This window comes from Arthrobacter sp. TE12232 (genome assembly GCF_054062615.1).
Genome location: NZ_JBSSFK010000001.1, coordinates 3,086,803 through 3,103,714, shown reverse-complemented (window position 1 = coordinate 3,103,714; position 16,912 = coordinate 3,086,803). Strand labels below are relative to the sequence as shown.

The window sequence follows — 16,912 nt, the reverse complement described above, 5'->3', positions numbered from 1 at the left end:
CCCCGGCCCCCTCAGGCCACGTCGCGGGACACGCTGGGCACCGGCACCCGGTCAGGATCCAGCAGGGCCTCCAGGCGGAACGGCAGGAGCAGCGGCGAGCCGGGACCTGCCTGCAGGTAAGGCACCAGGAGCTGGAAGCAGACAGCCACGGCGTGTGCACCGCCGCGAAGTTCGCGTTTGCCGGCCAGGACCAGCCTGTCCTGCACGAACCACCAGCCAGACTCGGCCTGCAGCGAATCTGCCGGCACACTGCGGGCCCCCAGAACCACCGCCAACTCCCCGGGTGGCACCCTTACGCCGTCGATCTCAACTGCAAAGCCGCCCAAGCTGGACAAGGGCATCGAGCGGATCCAGGGAAGACCCACCCTCAGCTCAAAGCCCGCGGGCGTGGCCGTCAGCGCATCTTCTCGCAAAGCGGTTTGCAACATGACTTGCGTCCTTTATCCTAAAAGTGACATAAGTTTGTCATTCATGAGCATAAATGGGAAGGCATGCTATGGCCCCCGAAATTCCAGACAACTGGACCCTCTGCGCCAGCTCCTTCAACTGGGCCCCCGAGATCACGGCAGCACGGCGAACGGCCCAAGACATCGTCACTGGCATCGCAGACTCCGCGGTGAAGACAATAGAGCTCGAGCCTGGACTGCTGTGGCGGACCTTCCCCGCTCCGCAGGACGCCGAGGTGGACGAACTGCGGGATTCGCTGGCCGCTAGAGGGGCACGCGTCAGCATCGTTGGTGCCAGCCTGGACGACTTCACATCGCCAACCGAACGCCGTTCGCTTCAGGAACGTCTGGACTTCCTGGTCCCCCAACTCCACGCCGCCCGCCGGGTGGGCGCGAGCGGAGTCCGGTTGCCGGTCGGACAGGCGGGCACGGAACTGCTGACGCTGCTGCAACCGCTGCTGCATGAGCTCGACCTGGTGCTGTATGAAGAGATCCAAGGGCAGCAGTCGCCACGGAACCCTTCCGTGGCTCCAGCCCTGGATGCAATAGCCGGGCTGGCAGATGACCATGTGCGCGTGCTCGTGGATATCAGCATGCTGATGCCTGCCCTTCCCGTGACCTACCTTGAAGAGCTGCGGCGCGGAGGCGTCTCCGCGGAACTTCTGGTGCGCCTGGAGAATGACTGGCAGGACCCAGCCACGCTCGACGCCGTCACGGGCCTGCTCCGCTCAGGGAAGGTTCCGCCGCACATCCATACCCTCTTCATGAACTTGCTCATCCGGTTCGGCCGCAGCGATGCCGCAGACCTTCAGGGCATCCTCTCCTTGGTGGGTGCCTTCCATTTGAAGTTCTGGGACCTGGACGACGACGGCGGCCGGGTTTCGCAGCCGTTGCGGGACCTTGGCAGCCTGCTCGGCAGGAAAGGTTTCACCGGCACGCTGACCAGCGAATGGGGTGGCCACGAGTGGCTGCAGGATGACCCGACGGAGACGACGCGCAGGCATTTGGCACTGGCGGAGACTTGCCTGGCGGGGTCAGCGCCGACCGGCAGGGCTGCGGTCTGATCAAAGCTCAAAACTACAACTGAACAGCGGAACGGCCAGCCCCCGAAGTACCTGGGACCGGCCGTTCCGCTGTGTGCTACTTGGTGCTGAAAGCGGCGTCGAAGGCCGCTGCGGACGGTTCATAGCCGGAGAGCCGGCGGACGAACGCAAGCGCCTCGGGGGCACCATCCAGCCGGTCCATGCCGGCGTCCTCCCACTCCACGGACAGCGGGCCGCGGTAGTCGATGGCGTTCAGCATCCGGAACGCATCCTCCCATGGCACGTCGCCGTGGCCTGTGGAGATGAAGTCCCAGCCGCGGCGCGGATCAGCCCAGGGCAGGTGGGATGAGAGGCGCCCGTTGCGGCCGTTGGCCAGCCGCTTCTTCGTGTCCTTGCAGTGCACGTGGTAGATGCGGTCCTTGAAGTCCCACAGGAACCCCACCGGGTCGATGTCCTGCCACACCATATGGCTCGGGTCCCAGTTCAGGCCAAAGGCCTCGCGGTGTCCGATCGCCTCCAGGGTGCGCTGCGTTGTCCAGTAGTCGTACGCGATCTCGGACGGGTGCACCTCGTGGGCGAACCGGACGCCGCACTCGTCGAAGACGTCCAGGATGGGGTTCCACCGGTCCGCAAAGTCCTGGTAGCCGGCGTCGACCATCTTTTCGGAGGCGGGCGGGAACATTGCCACGTACTTCCAGATGGATGATCCCGTGAAGCCGGTTACCGTCTTAACGCCGAGCTTGGCGGCGAGCCGTGCGGTGTTCTTCAGTTCCTCGGCGGCACGGCGGCGGACCCCTTCGGGCTCGCCGTCGCCCCACACAACGTCAGGCAGGATGCCGCGGTGCCGTTCATCGATGGGGTCGTCACAGACTGCCTGGCCCTTGAGGTGGTTGGAGATGGTCCACACGTTGAGTCCGTGGCGTTCAAGGATGTCCAGCTTGCCCTGCACGTAGGCGTCGTCATCCCAGCGCCAAGGATCCAGGTGGTCACCCCAGCAGGCGATCTCCAGGCCGTCGTAGCCCCACTCGCCGGCGAGCCGGGCGACCTCCTCGAACGGCAGGTCGGCCCACTGGCCGGTAAACAGTGTGATTGGTCGAGCCATCTGCTCCCCCCTCCTCAGCCGGCCAGCACGGGAACGCCGGCAGCGACGCGTGTCCAGACGGAATCATTTTCGGAACTGCGCTCGACGGCGTCGAGCACCCGCTGCACCCTCAGCCCGTCAGCGAACGACGGGTGCGGGTTTGTGCCGCCCACGATGCCCTCCACGAGGTCCTTGACCTGGTGGGAGAAGCCGTGCTCGTAACCGAGCATGTGACCCGCGGGCCACCACGCCGAAACGTAGGGGTGGTCCGCTTCCGTGACGAGGATCTTCCTGAAGCCCTGGCGGTCCGCGGGTGCGGTGCGGTCGTAGAACCGGACGCTGTTAAGGTCCTCAAGGTCGAAGGCCAGGGCGCCCTTGTCGCCCGAAACCTCGATCTCCAGCGCGTTCTTGCGGCCGGTGGCAAAGCGTGAGGCTTCAAACGACGCCAGCGCCCCGGTTTCGAAGCGGCCGGTGAAGATGGCGATATCGTCCACGGTCACCTGGCCGTAGCCGGTCCCGGCAGCGCCGGAGAGTCCAGTGCCGGACAGCCCGGAACTTGAGTTCAGGAGAGGCCGCTCCTTCACGATGGTGTCGATGACGCCGGACACCTTCGCCAGGTTTAGCCCGGTGACAAACTGGGCCAGGTCAATGGCATGGGCACCAATGTCCCCCAGCGCCCCGGAACCGGCGTGTTCCTTCTGCAGACGCCAGGCCAGCGGCATTTCGGGGTCCACGAGCCAGTCCTGCCGGTAGGAGGCGCGCACGTGGTTGATCGTCCCCACTGCGCCTTCGGCGATGAGGTTGCGGAGGAAGGTGACGGCCGGGACACGGCGGTAGGTGAAGCCCACCATCGCCCGGATGCCCCTGGCTGCCGCGCGCTCCGCAGCCTCGGCCATCGCTTCGGCTTCCGCCACCGTGTTGGCCAGCGGCTTTTCGCACAAGACGTGCTTCCCGGCCGCAAGCGCCGCGATCGCGATTTCGGCGTGGGAGTCACCGGGCGTGACGATGTCGACGACGTCGATATCGTCCCGCGCGATCACTTCCCGCCAGTCTGTGGCTGATTCTGCCCAGCCCCACTTTTGGGCGGCGGCAGCCACCGCTTCGGCGTTCCGGCCCACAACGACCGCCATTTCCGGCTCGGCCGGCAGGTCGAACACCCGCGGTGCCGTGCGCCAGCCCTGGGAGTGGGCGGCGCCCATGAAGCCATAGCCGATCATGGCCACACGCAGGGTGCTCATGCGAGCACTACCTTGCGCTCGACCGCCACGCGGTTGCCCACGTAGCGCATGGGTGCGATCTGCATGTAGAGCAGGCGGAGCGTGAGGATGACTTCGACGTCGATCTCCTCGCCGGCGTCGGGGACGCGGTCCAGCGGGATGATGACGTCGGGCTTGTCTGCGACGAACCACAGGGTTTCCCATTGCTCCGGAAGCTCAGCTATGGAGTAGGACCTTCCCTGCAATTCGAAGCGGAGGGACGCTTTGGGTATCTGCACGCCGTCAACTGTTGCGGCGACGTCGTCAACGGCAGACAGCCAGAGACTGCGGTACCAGGGCAGCTGCACCGACACGGCGATGCCCTCGGGGTGCCTGCGGACGTTGGTGTCCTGGAACAGGGAATTGTGAGTTGCCATGGCTTTCCTTACTTAACGGTCTCGACCAAGGTCGTGTGGGAGTCGGGTGCATTAGGGTCAACGGCCGCTTCAATGGCACTCCGCATCAGCGTGTGCTGCTTCTTGACGAGGTCGATCGGATCGGATTCGCCGAGATCCGCGAACGCGTGCCCCTCCCACTCGCTGGAGAGGTATCCCTGGTAGCCGCCTCTAACGAACTGGTGCACAATCCGGGCAATGTCCATCGCAGGTTCATTGCCGTTCTCGTCAATGTCGTAGAACTTCGCGTGGACGTGGAAGATCTGCGGCATGATGTCCAGCCATTCCTCCGGTGGAACCAGGCCGTGCATGTTGAAGGCCAGCCGGGTGAACGGGCCGAGGCGTGCGGGATCGAAGTTGTTGGCGTTGAGGTAGTCCTCGAACTCCTGGTTGCGTTCGTGCATGGGCAATGGTTTGCGCCAGATGTCCTGCATGACGGCGAAGTGCTCCTCGGGCAGTCCCATCTGCGTCAGGGTGCGGAACAGCGTCGGGGAAAGGCTGTGCATCGTGGAGCTGAAGTCCGCGGTGAAACCCAGCCGGTCGCTTCCCAGCTCCTCGTACATTTCCCGGATCTGCAGGATCTTGGGGTCGTTCGGGCCCTGCGGTGCGTGGATTTCGTAGCCGAGCTTCTGGTCGTACTTCTCGGCCAGGGGAAGCAGCCGGCGGAGTAGTTCCTTGCCGGCGGAGCGTATTACCACGCGGTGGAATCCGAGCTTGTTGGCGGTGCGCAGTTGCGCGGCGAAGAAGTCGTACTCCTCGTCCGGCGTCATGTCCCGGTCCTTGCGGCGGCCCATGTCCAGGTTGGTGCCGACGGCGCTGGGTGTCAGGCCGTAGCGGTCCATGCTGTCGCGCCAGAGGCGGATGAAGTCATCGTCCACGTCGGGGTAGGTGCGCAGCATCTGCGCGATGTTGAATTCGACGCCGGGGCCGAGGCCTTCGTCGGCAACAGCCTTGATCAGCGTCTCGGGCGTGTAAAGCCCGGCGGCGAACTCGGAGGTGAGTGAATAGAGGGTAATGCCTAGCTCGATACCCGAGCCTGCGATGCCTTCTGACATGTCTTTTAGTTCCTTCGTTGTCAGCCGCGGACGGGCTGGGCGAGATGGCTGTTGAGGATGCGGCGCGCCTCGGAGGCGTCGGTGATCATGGACGAACCGGCGTTGGCCGCGGCCGAACGCTGGACGGCCTGCTCGCCGCGGATTATGTCGAACGGGTCCTGCCAGTTGTTCCAGTGCCAGCCTTCGTATTCGCTGGAGATTGCACCGGAGTAGCCGTTCTCGACGAGCTGCCGGACCAGGTCACGTACCGGTACCGAGGGCTCTTCGCCGTTCTCGTCGATGCCAAAGAACTTGCCGTGCACGTGGCGTACCCACGGCATGATTTCCAGCCACGTGTCCAGCGGCGCCGGACCGAAGAGACCTGTTCCGTTGATGGCGAAGTCGATCCCAAGGTCCGGCCGGCCGTTGCGCGCTGCCAAGCCAATGAACGCCCCGAAGCGCTCACCATGGACCTTTTGTGTGTTGGGCGGTCCTTCGGCATGGAAACCGTTCCACATCTCCACCACCTGCCGGAGAAGCTCCTCGGAAGCACCGCGGCGGCGGTAGGCCTCCAGCAGGGAAGGAGCAAAGCCCGTGACCGTGGCGCCCCAGTCGGCGGTGAAGCCCAACAGCGGGGAATTGAGTTTTTCATAGCGGTCGCGCAGGGCCAGGACACGTTCATGGGCGCCGTGCTGGTCCGCGTGGACTTCCAGGGCCAGGGTGACCCCGTACTGCTCCGCCACGGGAAGCAGGCTTTCCATCGCGTCGGGAGTCAGCGAGATCTGTACCCGGGCGATCGGGAAGCCGAGCCGGGCGGCCACTTCGATCTGCTTGCGCATGTACTCGACCAGCTCGTCGTGGTTCATGAGCCGGTCACGGCGGATGCCCGTGTCAACGTTAACTGCGAGCGAGGTGGGCACCAGGTCAACCTCGGCAACCAGGTCACGGAACTGCCCAACGAAGGTGTCATCGATCCGGTCCGGGAAGCCCCGCAGGCTGGAGAATCCGATGACCTCAAGGCCGGGGCCGAAGCCTTCGGCCGCAACTTTGCGGATCAGGCCATCGAGGTCGTACTGCCGGGCGTGGGAGGCCCGGGTGAAGCTGTAAAGGGTGACGCCCTGGATCGGCGTGCCGAGGCTGGTCATCGCTGTGCCACCTTCATGGTCCTGGTGTCGTGCTCTTCGATATGCAGCACGCCGTGGTCGGTGATGATGTACGGGATATAGAGCTTCAGGTCGACCCGGACCTCGTGCTCAACCTGCTGATCCGCTACGGGAACGTCGCCCGAAAGAACGGCCGAGTCCAAGGGAAACCACCATTCGCCGGTCTCGTCCACGAGTTCCTCGAAGCTGAAGGTGCGGTTGTTCATGGTCCAGCGCAGCGAGCCCTCCGGTGCGCTGACGCCGTCAATGCTCAACGCCGCCCCGGCAATGCACGAACCCGGCAGGGCCCTGTACCAGGGGATGCGGACTTCGACGGCTGTTCGGCCGTCCTGGGTGGTGAGTGTTCCCTGCTCGATAATGCGGTCGGCGATCATCGCGACCTCCTTGTCTGCGGCATGTCTTGCCTGTGCTTGAACAGAATGGCGTGGGCTACTTCTTCATTATTTAGTCAGTCTAATGTCAGATTCAGACATAAGTAAAGAGCGGGTGATTTCTTCCGCGATCCTCCGCGCACCGCGCACCGCGAGCGCTACCGCCGTCAGCGTGGGATTGCACGCCGTGGCGGTGGGGATCACGCCGTTGCCGGCCACAAAGAGGCCGGGGACCTGCCAGACCTGGCTGTCCGGGGAACACACGCTCTCGCCGTCGTCCGCCGCGCCCATGCGCGTTGTGCCCTGGTAGTGGAGCGAAGACCCCGGCGGGAGGACGAAGGGGCGCTCGTCGAGCGGTTCGCCCACCGCCTTGCCCAGCCGGACGATTTCCTGCCGGGCACGTTCAAGCACCTCGTGGTCGCGACCCGTGAGGCGGTAATGGATGCGCATGGCGGGCATTCCGTATGAGTCGCGGGCGTCGTCGTCGAACGCCACCCGGTCCTCCCGCTGAAGGTCCTTGGCGCAGAACAGGCCCAGCCCAACAATGGATCCCGGGACAATAGGGTCATCTTCGGCCAACGGGACAGGGGACGCATCCAGCTGCATGATCTGGCCATGGAATGGTGCGTCGTCAGTGTACGGAACCCACGCCACCCCGCTTTGCTCGCTGAGCGTGCCGTCCGCGGCCGCCGGGCCATGCTCGGCCTCGACGTCACGCAGCCTGCTCGCGAACACCACCTGCGCCTGGTCGTTGAGATAACGGCCCAGCGCGGAGGGCCTGATTCCGGAAGCCCACAGCAGTTGCGGCGTGCGCAGGGCATCCGCGCCCACCACAACGTAACGGGCAGCCACCTGATGGCTTTCCCCGCTGCGCCGGTCCTGGACTTCAATGCCGGCAGCCCTGCCGTCGTCATCTACGAGCACGCGGGTCACCAGCGACTCGTCGAAAAGTTCAAACTGCCGGTTATCCCGGGTCACGTCCCCCATGACGACGTCGGAGCCTGACCAGACAAGGCCGCCGTCCTTCCGGCGGTGCACGGCGAGCGGCATGGGCTGGACGCGGTAGGCCCGGTCCCGGCCCTCATCCACAACGGCTGCAAGGCGTCCGCGGACGAGGTCCGAGAACGGGGCGCCATCAAAGGCATGGGTGGTCACGCCCAGCAGGCGGTCGGCGTCCTCGAGAAGCTGCTCCAGGTCCGGCAGGAATGCGATGCGCTCCTGCCCGCCCGGGCGCGGGCAGGCGGCGGTCCAGTGGGCAGCCATGCCGCCCACGTTGCTCGACATGGCGGCGACTGGCATCCCGTCTTCTCCGGGGAACGCGTAGCCGTCCGGCAGCAGGTAGGTGCCGGGCCGGGCGCGGCGCTCCCCGCTTTTGACGGCGCCGGGTGAATTCACCGTTTCCGCGCCGGCTCCGGGGCCTTCCGATGCCCGCTGGGCAAGGCTGCGGCGTTTAGCGTCCCCGATGTTCTTCACGTGCGCCCCGGGCGGGCTGCTGACCGTGGGACCCACTTCGAACATGGCGATGGTGGCGCCGGGCGCCTCCTCGCTGAGGATTCGCGCGTACGTTGATGCCGTCGGTCCGCTGCCAACGATGGCGACGTCGACGGTGTCGGGGTACCGGCGGCTGCTCATCGCCCCGCCACCAGTTCCTGGATGCGGCGCACGGACTTTGCCGAGTCAATAGTCGGGTAGTACTCGAGCCCGATGGGGCCGGAGTAGCCGCTGTTCTGCAGGTCTGCGAGCCGGGCGGGCCAGTCGATGGATCCTGAACCCGGCTCCCCGCGGCCCGGGGCGTCGGCGATCTGCACGTACTTGATGAGGCTGCCGGCGTTGGCGAGTTCGGCGGCCACGTCCTCGCCTTCGACGGTGGAGTGGTACAGGTCGTAGAGGACGCCGAAGTTCGGGGAATTCACGCCGCGGGCGACGTAGACGGCTTCCGCGGTCCGGTCCAGCAGCGCCCCAGGGTGGTCAACCCGGATGTTCACCGGCTCGAGGACCAGGGTGATGCCGGAGCCCTCGATGTGCGCGACGCCGCGGGTGAAGATTTCGATCAGCTCGTCAAGCTGGTCCTGCCGCTTGCGCCCGCCGAAGCCGGTGCCGCTGCCCACCACGATGCGTGGGCAGCCGAGCTGCTGCGCTACCGCCACGCCGGCGTCCAGCCCCTCGTAGAAGGGCTCGTGGTTTCGGGGCGGGATCATGAACTGCATGCGCGGTTCCGCGAGCTGGGCAGTGAGCTGGACTCCGGTTTCCTCGAGTGCGTCCTTGAGGGCCGGAATGTCCTTGCCCGTCGGGCCCCACATCTCGACGGCGTCAAAGCCGGCGGCAGCGGCGGCACGGACCCGGTCCGCGGCGCTTTCGCCTGATTCGGCGAACAAAAGGTCAATATTTGGCGAAAGTTGGAACATGGGTTTCTCCTGAAATGTTGAAGAGTGGTTTAGAACATGGGGTGGTCGTGGACCGGACGCTCCGGGACCGGTTGAAGCACGTCCCAGTGCTCAACAATCCGCCCGTTTTCGAAGCGGTAGATGTCTGCGACGGCCGCGTCGGGACGCCCTGGACCTGAAGCGCGTACATGCACCATCGCCAGGTCACCGTCCACGAGGATGCGCTGGATATCGAAACTCGCGTCCGGGGATCCATCAAATTTTGGCGTGAGCATCCGGATAGCCGCCTCAGGCCCGTCAGGAATAGTCGGGTTGTGTTGCCGGTAGTCGCCGGCCACAAGGAAGTCGAAGGCTTCACGCACCCGTTTTTGGGTGTAGAAGATCTCCACGAAGCGCTCGAACGCTGCGCGGTTGTCAACCATCGCGGGTCAGCCCTTCAGGCCGCCGGAGAAGCCCTGGATGAATCGCTTCTGGGCGAACAGGAACAGCGCCAGGATGGGAATCATGGAGACGATCACGATCGCGAAGATCGAGTTCCACTTCGAGACCAGGGAGCCGATGTAGTAGTACATGGCCACCGGCAGCGTCTGGTTCGCAGAGCCGCCCAGGAAGATCAGCGAGGTGAAGAAGTCGTTCCATACGATGAGTCCGGCGAAGATGGTGACCGTGCCGGTGGCAGGAGCCATCATGGGGAACACCACCTTGGAGAAGATCTGGGACTTGCTGGCGCCGTCGATAGTTGCCGCTTCCTCATAATCTGTGCCAAGACCCCGGAAGAAGTTCGCGTAAAGGAAGATCGACAGCGGCAGGAGCATGCCGGTGTACAGGATGATCAGGCCCCATGCCGATCCCGTGAGGCCAATGGCACGCGCACCCATATAGAGGGGAACGGCGCCGAGCTGGCCGGGGAGGATGATGGCAATGAGGAAGAGATAGTACGCGCCCCTGCTCCAGCGGCGGGTGTTGCGGGAGATCACATATCCGGTGATTGAGCCCAGTGCGATCAATCCGACTATGCTGCCCGCTGTGATGATGACACTGTTCACAAGGCCCATGACCACGTTGGAGTTGCCCGTGGCCGTCAAGACAGCCACGAAGTTGCTGAAGTCCGGGCTCTTAGGCGGCGCGAGGGGCGACGTCGTATACATCTCGCTGTCAGGCTTAAGAGCCGTGGTCACCAGGAAGTAGAACGGGGCGAGGAAGATTAGCGCCAAAGCCCAGAGACCAATTTCCCGGAGCAAGGTGAGTTTGGTGTAGCGGAACATTTGTTAGTCCTCGGGGTTCGATCGCGTCAGCCGCTGCTGGAGAACGGCGAAGAACAGGATGATGACGGCCAGCACTAGGGCCAGGGCGGCACCGCCACCGAAGTTCCCGAGCGCGAACGCCTGCTTGTAGACCTGGGTGGCCAGCGTTTCGGTTGCACCCGCCGGCCCTCCCCCGGTCAAGGCCATGATGGGGTCGAAGACCCGAAGCCCCTGGACGATTCCCAGGGTGGTCGCAATGGCAATGGCGGGGCGGATAGCTGGCAGCGTGACGTTCCGGAATCGCTGCCACAGGTTGGCGCCGTCAATGGCGGCCGCCTCCTCGACTTCCACCGGCACGCCGGCCAGTCCGGCCATGAAGATCACCATGGCGAAGCCGGTAGAGCTCCAGACAAGCACCACCAGCACCGTCCAGATGGCCCACTGCGGGTCCGCGAGCCAGGGCTTCGCGAGGTCGCCGGCGCCTATCGAGGTCAGGAAGACGTTGATCGGACCGTCGAAGTCGAAGATGTACTTCCAGATGTAGGCCGTGGCGAGGGGGCTGAGCACCACGGGCATGAAGAAGAGAGTGCGGAGGATGTAGCGCGTCTTGAGGACCCGGTTCAGGCCGAGGGCGATGATGAGGCCCGCGACGCTGCCAAGGAAGACCGACCCAAAGGCCAGGAAGAGAGTGTTCAGCAGGGCGCCGAGCTTGGTGGGATCTTTGAAAATGGCTTCAAAGTTCTGCCAGCCGACCATTTTGAACGAGCCGATGCCTGTCCAGTTGGTGAAGGCGAAGAAGCCGCCGATGCCGGTCGCCACGTAGTGGATGGCGATGACAAGGGCAATCCCGGGCAGCGCCCACCACCAGTGCCCGAACTGTAGGCCCCTGCCCCGGGGGCGGGCCTTTGGGTCCGCCCCCGGAGTGCGCTTGCCTCGCCGGGGTGCTTCAGCTGCTTCGCTTTTCGGTTGCATCGTCGCAGTCATGGTAATCCTTGCTTATCCCTTTGAGTTCTCGGAGCTTGGTGATGTGAAGCCGTTACTGGTCCCAGGCTGCATCCATCGCCTGCAGCACCTGGTCGGCAGTCTTCTGGCCAGTGATGAGGCCCTGGACGCCGGTGGCGAGTGCATCGTACACGGCTGAGTTGGGCCACTGGCTGTTCGGCAGCGGGCCGTACTTTCCGCCCTTGATGAGATCACCGACGTTCTTGTACGCACCGCTGTTGAAGTCGTAGCTGTCCAGGCCGCTGACCGGGAGAGCGCCGTCGATTTCCGCGAAGGCCTTCGTCTGTTCAGGCTGTGCGGCCCAATCGAGGAAAGCCTTCGCCGCGTCCTTGTTCTTGGACGCCGCGTTGATGGAAAACGCGTAGTTGGCACTGGCAAATACGAAACCCTTATCCGAGCTCTGCTCTGCAGGGAGCCCGCGCACATCGAAATCCGAGTCGGCGGCCGCAGACTTCAACTGCTTCCAGCTGGGGCCCGGGATAAATCCGGCAACGGAAGTTCCGCTGGCAAGGCCCTTGGTGATGGCGTCGAAGCCGGCACCTGCGGCGCCCTTCTGGAAGCAGCCAGCGTCATTCAGTTTGGTGACTGCCTCCAGCGATGCCTTCCAGCCGTCCGAGCCGGCGAAGGTGGTTTCCTTGGCGGTACGCTTTTCGTTCCACTTCGGGTCCTCCGCATAAACGCGGGAGGCTGCGAGCGACATTGCCATCAGGCCGGTGTTTGGAGCAGCGGAGCCGGCCAGCGCGAAGAACGACTTGCCGGACGATTCGAGCGTTTTGCACTGCTCTTGGAGTGAGGAGAAGTCTGACGGGAAGTCAGCGATGCCGGATGCTTTGGCGGCGGTCTCATTGGCGACCATCCCGACCACCGTGATCTCCGGGGCCTGGCCGTAGACTTTTCCGTCCGTTCCAAAGAGGGCTTCGCTGCCCGTGGGAACAAGCTTCTTGGCGGCGTCGTCCAAAGGCTCAAGGAAACCTGCCTGAACGAGGGGCAGGATGCTGCGGCCGGTGCCGGAACCCGGCGCGGTCACCACGACGTCGGACGCGTTTCCGGCCTGGAGCTGGGTCCGCAGGGTCTGGTCGTACGAGTCATTGGGCTGCGGGTTGAACGTGATCTTCACGTTGGGGTTCGACTTCATGTACTTCTCAGCCAAGACCTGGAAGGGGCTCTCAATGGTGTTGGAGGTGGCGAACGACAGGGAAAATTCCTGTGAGCCCCCAGCGGAGGAATTGCTGCCAGCGGAGGCTGAGCAGCCGGTAAGGACGAGGGCTGCGATAGTGGGGACGGCGAGGGCGCCGACCTTGAGGCCCGAATAGCGGCGGTGCTGTGTCATGTCCAGCCTTTCTGACTTCGTTGTCGAAAATATCCGGGGCCGTGACCCCGGTCACTCATCAGTATGCAAGAGATGTGCCGAAAACGCACATAAGTCTTACCGATGACAGACATAAGTCATGCGGGGGGTGAGCGGAAGCACTTACATCGAGAAGTCTGATGCCGGCCGCCCAACTTATCGACGACGCTGATACACTGGCCCTACTTAGTTCACCGTTGAAGGATTGCCGTGCCGTGATGAATCATGTTCTGCTATCCCGGCTCGACCTCAACTTGCTGATTTCGCTGGATGCCCTCATTACCGAACGCAGCGTGACCAGGGCGGCGGAGCGGCTCCACCTCAGCCAGCCGGCGCTCAGCGCCTCGCTCGCCAGGCTCAGATCCCACTTCGGGGACCCGATCCTGGCCCGTCGCGGAAATGCCTACGAGCTCACCCCCTTCGCCCTGCGGCTCGCGGAGCACACCACCACCGCGCTCGAGGCCGCACGCCGCGTCTTCGAGAGCCAAGCCATCTGGGAGCCCACGGAATCCGAGCGTGAGTTCTCCATCTACGGCTCGGACTACGGCTTCACGACCATTGGCCGGGTTGCCTCCGAACTTGCCGCTGAGCGGGCGCCAGGGGTCCGCTTCCGGTTTATGCTTCACAACCCGATGGTGGTGGAGGATGCCGCCAACCGCCTTCGTTCCGTAGACGGCATGGTGATCCCCCACGGGTTCCTTACCGGGCTCCCCTACCTGGATCTATGGAGGGACGGGTGGGTGGCCGTGGTCTCCTCGTCCAACGACGCCGTCGGCGATCGCATCACCATGGAGAACATCGCCGAGCTTCCCTGGGTGATGACCTATCAGACCCGCTCAGCCTCAACGTCGGCGGAACGGCAGATCCAGCAGCTGGGTGTTGAGCCGCGCGTGGACGTGGTTGTTGAAAGTTTCCAGTCCCTGCCGCACTTTGTGGTGGGAACCAACCGGATCGCGCTCATCCAGGCGGCGCTGGTACCGTTCGCGCTGCGGATAGGCGGGGTGCGGATCCTGCCGCTGCCCTTCGATGCCACTCCGCTGGTGAATGCCCTGTGGTGGCACCCCGTGCACAACCGCGATTCGGAACATGAGTGGATGCGGGGCCTCTTCAAAGAGGCCGCTGACATCGTGGCAGCCGCCGCAACAAAGGAAGCCCCTTAAATGCCTCGATGCCCGCCCATTGTTGGACGGGCATCGAGGCTATGGGACGTTCGGTTGCAGCGTCAGGCTGATGCCAGCGCCGTCCGCATGCTCTTGCGGATGAGGTCGTGCTGCTGACGGACCAGCAGCAGCGGATCCACCTCGCCAAGCTCGGCGAAGGCGTGGCCCTCCCATTCGCTGGACCAGTAGCCGCGGTAGCTGCCTTCGACGAATACGCGGACGAGTTCCGGATAATCGATGGCCGGCTCGTTGCCCTGAGCATCAATGTCGTAGAACTTCGCGTGGACGTGCATGATTTGCGGCATGATGTCAGCCCACTCCTGGGGGCTGACATGGCCGTGCATGTTAAAGGCCAGGTGGGCGAAGGACCCAAGCCGGGCAGGATCGAAGTCGCGTCCGCGCAGGTAGGCAATGAACTCCTCCTGCCGCACCCGCATCGGGGCGTCAGTGGCCCAGATAGCCTGCAGTCTTTGGACGGCTTCGTCGTCCAGCCCGGCACGGCGGACAGCACGCAGGAGCGTGGGAGACATGCTGTGCATGGTCGAGGAGAAGTCAGCTACGAAACCCAACAGTGGCGAATCAAGCTCCGCATAGACGTCGCGGACCTTCATGATCTCCGGCGAGTTGGGCCCCAAGGGGGCATGGATCTCGTAGGCAAGTTTGAGTTCGAGGTCCTCGGCGAGCGGCAGGAGCCGGCGAAGAAGCTCCGGCTTCGCGCTCTGGATGCGGACAAGGGGGAAACCCAGCTTCTTGGCGCCGCGGAAGAGCGTCTGCGTGAACTCGTACTCTTCGTCCGGGGTCATGTCACGGTCACGGCGCCTGCCCATGTCCAGGTTGGCGCCAAAGGAGCTGGCCGTGAAACCGTGTTTGTCGAAGGCTTCCTGCCAGGAGCGCGCGAAGTCGTCCGTCACGTTGGGATAGGTAGGCAGGACCTGAGAGGCCACGATTTCGATCCCGGGGCCGATGCCCAGCTCCGCCACCCGGCTCAGCAGGCCGTCGAAGTCGTACCAGCCGGCGCGGAATTCGGCACTTGCCGAGTAGAGGGTGAGCCCGAGGGCGAAAGGATCCCCCTCAGCTTTGGGCGGAGGCGGGGTGACCGCCGTCGTCAGCTCCGGGGCCGCCGCCGCCTTGTCCGTGACGGTCAGCTCCAATGTCTGGTTGACGAAATTGGGGACGTACATGCCGGGACCGCCGTCCTGGCCGGGGGCAATCTGCATGTAGGGCAGGCGCAGCTCACCGATGATCTGGATTGTGTGCTGCTCGCCCAAGGCAACAGGACTCTCCGTTTTGGCAATGAGCAGAGGATGTTCCTGGAGGAACCAGAGAGTTTCGCTTTGCGCGGGCAGGTCCGGGAGCGCATAGCGGATACCGTCCAGTTCCAGGGCCAGGTCCCCGGCGGGGATTTCCCGGCCGTCGACCATGAGCCGGAGGCTGGAGACCGAGGAGAGCCACAGGCTCCGGTACCACGGAAGTGTCAGGGCCAGCGCGAGGCCCTCGGGGTGGGTGCGGAGGCTTGCATCGTCAAGAAGTCCGTTTGGCATGGTTGTCTCTTTGCTGGGAGGTGGGATGGGTTAGGTAAGTCCGCCGGCGATGCGGCGGATCAGGGCGTGTTGGCGCCGCACCTGCTCGATGGCACGCCAGGGAGTGCGTTCGCCTTCGTATTCGCTGGAGAGGTAACCGGTGTAACCGGAGTCCTTGAGGGCCTTGAGCACGGGCAGCCACGGAATCTGCTGGTCTTCCAGCAGCTCGTTGATGTCGTGGAACTTCGCCTGGACGAACACAACGTACTGTGCGATATCCGCGAAGTCGGCGGGATTGACGCCAATGCCGTCAAGGAAGGCGGGCCGTGTCTCGCGGGTTTCCCCTTCGCGAAGCGGGATGGGTCGGTCCTGGAAGATCCCGGTATCGATGAGGAGCCCGAAGTTCTTGGTGCCCGTCCGCTCGATGAGTGCGATGTAGTCCTCGACGACGGGGTGTTTGATGGGCGTTGGCGAGTGGATTTCCGGGCAGATGATGATCCCCAGCTCATGGGCCAGATCAAGGGAGCGTTCAACGGACTCGGTCCAGATGGGGTCCGGGACCAGGTCGCTGGACACGACGCCGATCTTGGGGCGCACGAACCCAAAACCCAATTGGCTGGCAAGCCGCAGGTCCCGCTGCAGCGCATCGGCGCCCTCGGCAACGGTCATGCTCCGTCCCGGGTGCAGACGGGTGTCAATCCAGGAGCCGTAGTTCGTGGGCTCCAGCGAGTACTTCTCCAGGAGGCCGAACCAGTTGTCGATCCAGGCGGGGGACGGTTCCGGATAGCCGGGGATGTGGCCCTCGCCGAGGATTTCGACGCCGGTGGCGCCCACGTCCGCGACGGCGGCCAGCGCCGTTTCCAGGTCCATGACCGTGCCATAGTCGCCCATGAAGCTGTACAGGGAAACGCCGTAGCGGAAGGTGCCTTCGCGGCCTTCCGGCGCGAGCGTCACCTTGCGGCTGGTCCGGTGCACGGTGGGCTGGTGCTCCAGCGGGATATAGGACATGCGCAGCCGCAGCTCGATGGAGAGCTCGTGGACGCCCTGGGGGAGGCCGCCGTCGAGCGGTACGGTCACCACGGCCGCTTCCTCAAGGGGCCAGCGCACGCCGTCGCTGTCCCAGAGCTGCTGCAGGGTGTAGGTCCGCTCACCGAACGTCCAAAGCGGAACGTCAGGTCCGACGTCGACGATGGTGCCAACGCGAACGGCGATGCCGTCGATGAGGGACGCGGCCATGCCCCGGTAGGAAGGCATTCGAACCCGGAACTGAAAGCCGGTTACACGTCCGCCGTCCGTTACGTTGCGGAAGCCGACGGATTGGATGAGGTCTCTTTCGAGAAGCATCATTGCTCACTCTCTCTAGGTGCAGAATCCAGAGTAGCAATCATTCTGCCACTTTTATACTTAAGTTAGCGCATATTCGACAAAACTTCGGCTCCCGCTCCCTTGGATTTGTTAGGGGCCT

General features: G+C 64.2%; 17 protein-coding genes. 2 read left to right on the top strand and 15 right to left on the bottom strand.

Features of this window, described 5'->3' with window-relative positions:
- Positions 1 to 11: 11 nt before the first annotated feature.
- Complete coding sequence (locus ACVWZ7_RS13770) at positions 12 to 428, bottom strand: C-glycoside deglycosidase beta subunit domain-containing protein (protein WP_456508184.1); 417 nt, start codon at positions 426 to 428, stop codon at positions 12 to 14.
- A 68-nt stretch (positions 429 to 496) separates the two neighbouring features.
- Here ACVWZ7_RS13770 and ACVWZ7_RS13765 point away from each other — a divergent pair, with 68 nt between their 5' ends.
- The gene (locus tag ACVWZ7_RS13765; protein WP_456508183.1) at positions 497 to 1,510 is read left to right on the top strand and encodes a restriction endonuclease subunit R; all 1,014 of its coding nucleotides are present in this window, start codon (positions 497 to 499) and stop codon (positions 1,508 to 1,510) included.
- Between the two features lie 76 nt (positions 1,511 to 1,586).
- On the opposite strand, the gene ACVWZ7_RS13760 is transcribed toward ACVWZ7_RS13765, so the two are convergent.
- From ACVWZ7_RS13760 to ACVWZ7_RS13705, 12 genes are all read right to left on the bottom strand, one after another.
- Positions 1,587 to 2,591 (bottom strand): sugar phosphate isomerase/epimerase family protein, encoded by a 1,005-nt coding sequence (locus ACVWZ7_RS13760; protein WP_344367035.1) that lies wholly within the window; start codon positions 2,589 to 2,591, stop codon positions 1,587 to 1,589.
- 14 nt (positions 2,592 to 2,605) lie between these two features.
- Entirely contained in the window at positions 2,606 to 3,808 is a 1,203-nt protein-coding gene (locus ACVWZ7_RS13755) for a Gfo/Idh/MocA family protein (RefSeq protein ID WP_344367037.1), read from the bottom strand.
- On the bottom strand, positions 3,805 to 4,203 hold the full coding sequence (locus ACVWZ7_RS13750) for a C-glycoside deglycosidase beta subunit domain-containing protein (protein ID WP_456508182.1): 399 nt from the start codon (positions 4,201 to 4,203) through the stop codon (positions 3,805 to 3,807). The genes ACVWZ7_RS13755 and ACVWZ7_RS13750 overlap by 4 nt, the downstream gene beginning before the upstream one ends.
- A gap of 8 nt (positions 4,204 to 4,211) precedes the next feature.
- On the bottom strand, positions 4,212 to 5,276 hold the full coding sequence (locus tag ACVWZ7_RS13745) for a sugar phosphate isomerase/epimerase family protein (RefSeq protein ID WP_456508181.1): 1,065 nt from the start codon (positions 5,274 to 5,276) through the stop codon (positions 4,212 to 4,214).
- 20 nt (positions 5,277 to 5,296) lie between these two features.
- On the bottom strand, positions 5,297 to 6,400 hold the full coding sequence (locus ACVWZ7_RS13740; protein ID WP_456508180.1) for a sugar phosphate isomerase/epimerase family protein: 1,104 nt from the start codon (positions 6,398 to 6,400) through the stop codon (positions 5,297 to 5,299).
- Positions 6,397 to 6,792 carry a C-glycoside deglycosidase beta subunit domain-containing protein gene (locus ACVWZ7_RS13735; protein ID WP_456508179.1) on the bottom strand — a complete coding sequence of 132 codons (396 nt, stop codon included), beginning with the start codon at positions 6,790 to 6,792 and terminating at the stop codon, positions 6,397 to 6,399. Before ACVWZ7_RS13735 ends, ACVWZ7_RS13740 begins: the two co-directional genes overlap by 4 nt.
- Before the next feature lie 66 nt (positions 6,793 to 6,858).
- Positions 6,859 to 8,421 (bottom strand): GMC oxidoreductase, encoded by a 1,563-nt coding sequence (locus ACVWZ7_RS13730; RefSeq protein WP_456508178.1) that lies wholly within the window; start codon positions 8,419 to 8,421, stop codon positions 6,859 to 6,861.
- A complete protein-coding gene (locus tag ACVWZ7_RS13725; RefSeq protein ID WP_223981419.1) occupies positions 8,418 to 9,194 on the bottom strand; it encodes a TIM barrel protein in 777 nt (258 codons plus the stop codon). Before ACVWZ7_RS13725 ends, ACVWZ7_RS13730 begins: the two co-directional genes overlap by 4 nt.
- A gap of 29 nt (positions 9,195 to 9,223) precedes the next feature.
- The gene (locus tag ACVWZ7_RS13720) at positions 9,224 to 9,595 is read right to left on the bottom strand and encodes a nuclear transport factor 2 family protein (protein WP_344367053.1); all 372 of its coding nucleotides are present in this window, start codon (positions 9,593 to 9,595) and stop codon (positions 9,224 to 9,226) included.
- Between the two features lie 6 nt (positions 9,596 to 9,601).
- Positions 9,602 to 10,438 carry a carbohydrate ABC transporter permease gene (locus ACVWZ7_RS13715; RefSeq protein WP_344367055.1) on the bottom strand — a complete coding sequence of 279 codons (837 nt, stop codon included), beginning with the start codon at positions 10,436 to 10,438 and terminating at the stop codon, positions 9,602 to 9,604.
- 3 nt (positions 10,439 to 10,441) lie between these two features.
- Entirely contained in the window at positions 10,442 to 11,401 is a 960-nt protein-coding gene (locus ACVWZ7_RS13710) for a carbohydrate ABC transporter permease (protein ID WP_456508177.1), read from the bottom strand.
- 52 nt (positions 11,402 to 11,453) lie between these two features.
- The gene (locus ACVWZ7_RS13705; protein WP_344367059.1) at positions 11,454 to 12,749 is read right to left on the bottom strand and encodes an ABC transporter substrate-binding protein; all 1,296 of its coding nucleotides are present in this window, start codon (positions 12,747 to 12,749) and stop codon (positions 11,454 to 11,456) included.
- Between the two features lie 233 nt (positions 12,750 to 12,982).
- Between ACVWZ7_RS13705 and ACVWZ7_RS13700 the strand changes: the two genes are divergently transcribed.
- Positions 12,983 to 13,927: a LysR family transcriptional regulator gene (locus ACVWZ7_RS13700; protein WP_456508176.1), complete on the top strand. Its 945-nt coding sequence runs from the start codon at positions 12,983 to 12,985 to the stop codon at positions 13,925 to 13,927.
- Positions 13,928 to 13,989: 62 nt separating this feature from the next.
- Here ACVWZ7_RS13700 and ACVWZ7_RS13695 read toward each other — a convergent pair whose 3' ends face one another.
- Positions 13,990 to 15,468, bottom strand: coding sequence for a C-glycoside deglycosidase beta subunit domain-containing protein (locus tag ACVWZ7_RS13695; RefSeq protein WP_456508175.1), 1,479 nt, complete (start codon positions 15,466 to 15,468; stop codon positions 13,990 to 13,992).
- Between the two features lie 30 nt (positions 15,469 to 15,498).
- Positions 15,499 to 16,791: a C-glycoside deglycosidase beta subunit domain-containing protein gene (locus ACVWZ7_RS13690; protein ID WP_456509114.1), complete on the bottom strand. Its 1,293-nt coding sequence runs from the start codon at positions 16,789 to 16,791 to the stop codon at positions 15,499 to 15,501.
- Positions 16,792 to 16,912: the final 121 nt, after the last annotated feature.

Bases quoted from the DNA above. Each gene is read 5' to 3' on its own strand.
- ACVWZ7_RS13770 (WP_456508184.1), bottom strand. From the start codon at position 428: ATGTTGCAAACCGCTTTGCGAGAAGATGCGCTGACGGCCACGCCCGCG.
- ACVWZ7_RS13765 (WP_456508183.1), top strand. From the start codon at position 497: ATGGCCCCCGAAATTCCAGACAACTGGACCCTCTGCGCCAGCTCCTTC.
- ACVWZ7_RS13760 (WP_344367035.1), bottom strand. From the start codon at position 2,591: ATGGCTCGACCAATCACACTGTTTACCGGCCAGTGGGCCGACCTGCCG.
- ACVWZ7_RS13755 (WP_344367037.1), bottom strand. From the start codon at position 3,808: ATGAGCACCCTGCGTGTGGCCATGATCGGCTATGGCTTCATGGGCGCC.
- ACVWZ7_RS13750 (WP_456508182.1), bottom strand. From the start codon at position 4,203: ATGGCAACTCACAATTCCCTGTTCCAGGACACCAACGTCCGCAGGCAC.
- ACVWZ7_RS13745 (WP_456508181.1), bottom strand. From the start codon at position 5,276: ATGTCAGAAGGCATCGCAGGCTCGGGTATCGAGCTAGGCATTACCCTC.
- ACVWZ7_RS13740 (WP_456508180.1), bottom strand. From the start codon at position 6,400: ATGACCAGCCTCGGCACGCCGATCCAGGGCGTCACCCTTTACAGCTTC.
- ACVWZ7_RS13735 (WP_456508179.1), bottom strand. From the start codon at position 6,792: ATGATCGCCGACCGCATTATCGAGCAGGGAACACTCACCACCCAGGAC.
- ACVWZ7_RS13730 (WP_456508178.1), bottom strand. From the start codon at position 8,421: ATGAGCAGCCGCCGGTACCCCGACACCGTCGACGTCGCCATCGTTGGC.
- ACVWZ7_RS13725 (WP_223981419.1), bottom strand. From the start codon at position 9,194: ATGTTCCAACTTTCGCCAAATATTGACCTTTTGTTCGCCGAATCAGGC.
- ACVWZ7_RS13720 (WP_344367053.1), bottom strand. From the start codon at position 9,595: ATGGTTGACAACCGCGCAGCGTTCGAGCGCTTCGTGGAGATCTTCTAC.
- ACVWZ7_RS13715 (WP_344367055.1), bottom strand. From the start codon at position 10,438: ATGTTCCGCTACACCAAACTCACCTTGCTCCGGGAAATTGGTCTCTGG.
- ACVWZ7_RS13710 (WP_456508177.1), bottom strand. From the start codon at position 11,401: ATGACTGCGACGATGCAACCGAAAAGCGAAGCAGCTGAAGCACCCCGG.
- ACVWZ7_RS13705 (WP_344367059.1), bottom strand. From the start codon at position 12,749: ATGACACAGCACCGCCGCTATTCGGGCCTCAAGGTCGGCGCCCTCGCC.
- ACVWZ7_RS13695 (WP_456508175.1), bottom strand. From the start codon at position 15,468: ATGCCAAACGGACTTCTTGACGATGCAAGCCTCCGCACCCACCCCGAG.
- ACVWZ7_RS13690 (WP_456509114.1), bottom strand. From the start codon at position 16,791: ATGCTTCTCGAAAGAGACCTCATCCAATCCGTCGGCTTCCGCAACGTA.